The organism is Acetatifactor sp., from assembly GCF_982438285.1.
Genome location: NZ_CEWDFQ010000308.1, coordinates 1 through 3,749, shown reverse-complemented (window position 1 = coordinate 3,749; position 3,749 = coordinate 1). Strand labels below are relative to the sequence as shown.

Sequence of the window (3,749 nt, the reverse complement as noted above, 5' to 3'; positions counted from 1 at the left end):
GCCACATCTGATCCAGTGAAAATTCATCCCGGGCACATTCTGCCAGCATTAAATGTCCTATATGGATGGGATTGAATGTACCTCCCATGACGCCGATTCTTTTCATGTCCGTCACCTGGGAAGCTGAATCTTCGGCTTATCCTTGTCCGGTTTATAAAGGACAATCCGCTTTCCAATCACCTGAACCACCTGAGAATGCGTCCTTTCAGACAACATTTCCGCAATTTCATTGGGATCCTCAACACAGTTTTTTAAAACGCCCAGCTTGATCAGCTCATGGTTGTTAAAAGCCTCCTGCACCGCCTCTGTGACTTCTGCAGTCAACCCGTATTTTCCGATCTGAAAAACAGGATTCAGTGTACTGGCAAGCCCCTTTAAATATGCTCTCTGCTTACTGGTCATAAATTCCTCCTACTTATAATAATCAAAGGAAAGCCCATACATCCGAACCGTATCGCCCTCCTCAATGCCAAGAGCTTCCAGCTGTTCCAGAATTCCATTGTCCTTCAGGAAATTCTGGAAAAAGGTAAAGCCCTTTTCACTTTCCAAATTGGTGTAACCCAGCATTTTTTCGATTCTGGGTCCCTCCACCACATACTCGTCAGCCTTTTCATCATAGCTTACCGTGTACGGCTCCTCGGAATATCCTGCCTTCCTCTCCGGGAAATACTCCTGCTCAAAGACAGTTGGTTTCTCACCAATGCTTTCCAGCATATTTTCCACATGGTACAGAAGCTCCTTCACACCCTCTCCGGCAACGGCAGAAATAGGAAAAACTGCAATACCCTTTGGCTCAAATTCTGCCCGGATGGCCTCCACCGGATTTTCCTGTTCAGGACCAGTATAGACAGCGTCTATCTTATTGGCTGCAATCACCTGTGGTCTTTTTGCAAGCTCGGGATTATAAGCCTCCAGCTCCTTGTTAATGGCGTAAATATCTGCAATTGGGTCTCTTCCCTCCGTCCCCGCGGCGTCTACCATATGAATAATCACCTTGGTACGTTCAATATGCCTTAAAAATTCATGGCCCAGGCCCACACCCTCGGAAGCGCCCTCAATCAGCCCAGGAATATCGGCAATGACAAACCCCTTTGTTCCCTCCAGATCCACAACTCCCAGATTCGGATTTAGGGTAGTAAAATGATAATTGGCAATTTTCGGCTTTGCATTTGTCACTCTTGACAAAAAGGTAGATTTTCCCACATTGGGAAATCCGACCAAACCCACATCGGCAATCACCTTCAGCTCCAGCAAAAGCGTAAGCTCCTGAGCAGGCTGTCCGGGCTGTGCGTACTTTGGCGCCTGCATGGTGCTGGTGGCATAGTGTTGATTGCCGTTGCCGCCTCTGCCGCCCTTTAAAAGAACCACTCGTTTGTTTTTCCCCGACATATCAACGATCACCTTTCCGGTTTCCGCTTCCTTGATGACCGTTCCTTCAGGAACCTTTATGACGATATCCTGACCGTCCTTCCCCCGGCAGTTTCTCTTATCTCCCGCCTGTCCATCCTCAGCCCTGTACTTGCGGATATGCCGGAAATCTATCAGCGTGTTCAAGCCTTCATCTACCGCAAAAATCACATCGCCGCCGTGTCCCCCGTCGCCGCCGTCGGGACCGCCGTTGGGAACATATTTCTCACGTCTGAAGGAAACATGGCCATCGCCGCCCTTGCCGCTGCTCACATAGATTTTGGCCCTGTCTGCAAACATTGATGATGCCCTCCTTTCCTGGCCTTAAACAACGGATGCCGCCCTCTGCATGACATCCTTACGTTGCAAAAAGGACTTCAAACAAGCATTATGTTTGAAGTCCTGTCTAAACTCGTATTATTTCTCCACAGGATATACGGAAGCCTGTTTCTTGTCACGGCCCTTTCTCTCAAATCTGAGAATGCCGTCAACCAATGCAAACAATGTATCGTCTCCGCCCTTGCCAACGTTTACACCAGGATGAATCTTGGTTCCACGCTGTCTGTACAAAATGTTTCCTGCTTTTACGAATTGTCCGTCAGCTCTCTTCGCACCTAATCTCTTCGCCTCGGAGTCTCTGCCGTTCTTGGTAGAACCAACTCCCTTTTTATGTGCAAAAAATTGAAGGTTCAAATTAAACATGGTCTACACCTCCTCGAATCTAATCTGTAAATACTGTCCGCCATACTTTTTACTCAGATTTTCCAGGGAAAAAACCATGGAATCCATGAGAAAAGCTGATTTTTCCTGCAAAACGCCCTCAAAATCACACCGGATAAAGCCTGTTTCCTCATTGGATGTCACAGTAAGCTTTTCTCCAGCCAGCTCCTCAAGAGAATTGATGGTGCTGATCACCATCATGGATATGGCTGCGCAGAGAATATCCGGCTCTGCCCTGAAAAAATGCTTTTTGGCGTACTGTGCATGTCCCATACAGAGAAAACCTCTGTAGCTTTCATTTTTGTCCTTGCGGATCACAATCGTAGTCATAACGCTTACGCATTGATTTTGTCAATTTTAACCTGAGTGTATGCTTGTCTATGACCGTTTTTCTTGTGGTAGCCGGTTTTTCTCTTGTATTTGTATACAATAACCTTCTTACCTCTTCCCTGCTCCATAACAGTTGCTGAAACGGTTGCATTTGCAACGTCAGCACCTACCTTCAGGGTGTCGTCACTTACTGCGATCACTTGGTCAAAAGTAACGGTGTTTCCGGCTTCTGCATCAAGCTTTTCCACTCTGATTACATCTCCCTCGGAAACCTTGTACTGTTTTCCACCTGTTGCAATAATTGCGTACATAATTAAGGCACCTCCTATTCATGAACTACGTCGAAACTTTGTTCATTTACTCGCTAACTTTGGTGATGCTCCATCCAGGGAACATACTTCTACCTTGTTATGCGGCATACCGTAGTATCATAGCATGAGGTGCCTTTATTTGTCAATACCTTATTTACAACCTATTTGACCAGCCTGTCTGGCCTCCCTATTTAGCTTCGCCCCGTTTCTCAAAATCCTCCACATACTGGATAATCAGCTTCACCGTGCCCTCTACGCCCAGGACACTGCTGTTGATACACAGATCATAGCTGTCTGCCCGGCCCCACTTTTTGGAGGAATAATAATTGTAATAGCTCTGGCGCTGCTTATCCTTTTTCAGGATCATTTCCCTGGCCTTTGCCTCCGGCAGATCATACTTCTGCATAATTCTTTTTACCTTTGCATCCTCGTTTCCGAAAATAAACAGGTGAACACAATTCTTATAATCTGCCAGCGCATAATCTGCACAGCGGCCTACGATCACGCAGGGACCCTCGTCCGCAATCTTTTTAATGGTGTCAAACTGGGCCAGAAACACCTTGTGGCTGATGGGCATATCCACAAAGGAGGAGGAATTATAGCCGAAAGAATAAGTATCCATAACCAGATTATACAGGAATGAATTTGTAGGTCTCTCATCATGATTTCTGATCATTTCCTCACAAAAACCGCTTTCCTGTGCGGCACGGGTCAGAAGCTCTTTATCATAGCATTTGATGCCGAAATATTCTGCAACCTTTTCCCCTATTTCACGTCCTCCGGAACCAAACTGGCGTCCAATCGTAATAATTGTATTCATAGAAACACCTGCCTTCTGTCAAAAGTATAAATGCTTTTTAAAAGAAACCCTCCGCATTTATCTGTTTGTATTATACAATATTTTTGCCTTTTGCACAACCAATCTTCAAATTTTTTTAAATTTTTGTTTGCATTTTTGCGCCGGACATGCTAAAATAAGAA

General features: G+C 45.7%; 7 protein-coding genes. All 7 read right to left on the bottom strand.

Annotated features, from left to right (window positions below; translation table 11 throughout):
* Window positions 1-106 (bottom strand): nicotinate-nicotinamide nucleotide adenylyltransferase (locus AC1WIP_RS12975; protein ID WP_481142221.1); only part of this gene is annotated, 106 nt, incomplete at its 3' end.
* A gap of 5 nt (window positions 107-111) precedes the next feature.
* Window positions 112-402 carry a ribosome assembly RNA-binding protein YhbY gene (gene yhbY, locus AC1WIP_RS12970; protein ID WP_318704308.1) on the bottom strand — a complete coding sequence of 97 codons (291 nt, stop codon included), beginning with the start codon at window positions 400-402 and terminating at the stop codon, window positions 112-114.
* 9 nt (window positions 403-411) lie between these two features.
* Complete coding sequence (gene obgE / locus AC1WIP_RS12965) at window positions 412-1,707, bottom strand: GTPase ObgE (RefSeq protein ID WP_481142220.1); 1,296 nt, start codon at window positions 1,705-1,707, stop codon at window positions 412-414.
* Between the two features lie 117 nt (window positions 1,708-1,824).
* The gene (gene rpmA, locus AC1WIP_RS12960; protein WP_318704310.1) at window positions 1,825-2,109 is read right to left on the bottom strand and encodes a 50S ribosomal protein L27; all 285 of its coding nucleotides are present in this window, start codon (window positions 2,107-2,109) and stop codon (window positions 1,825-1,827) included.
* Between the two features lie 3 nt (window positions 2,110-2,112).
* Complete coding sequence (locus AC1WIP_RS12955) at window positions 2,113-2,457, bottom strand: ribosomal-processing cysteine protease Prp (protein ID WP_481142219.1); 345 nt, start codon at window positions 2,455-2,457, stop codon at window positions 2,113-2,115.
* Between the two features lie 5 nt (window positions 2,458-2,462).
* Complete coding sequence (gene rplU, locus AC1WIP_RS12950) at window positions 2,463-2,768, bottom strand: 50S ribosomal protein L21 (RefSeq protein WP_318704312.1); 306 nt, start codon at window positions 2,766-2,768, stop codon at window positions 2,463-2,465.
* A gap of 187 nt (window positions 2,769-2,955) precedes the next feature.
* Window positions 2,956-3,588 (bottom strand): cytidylate kinase-like family protein, encoded by a 633-nt coding sequence (locus AC1WIP_RS12945; RefSeq protein WP_481142218.1) that lies wholly within the window; start codon window positions 3,586-3,588, stop codon window positions 2,956-2,958.
* Window positions 3,589-3,749: the final 161 nt, after the last annotated feature.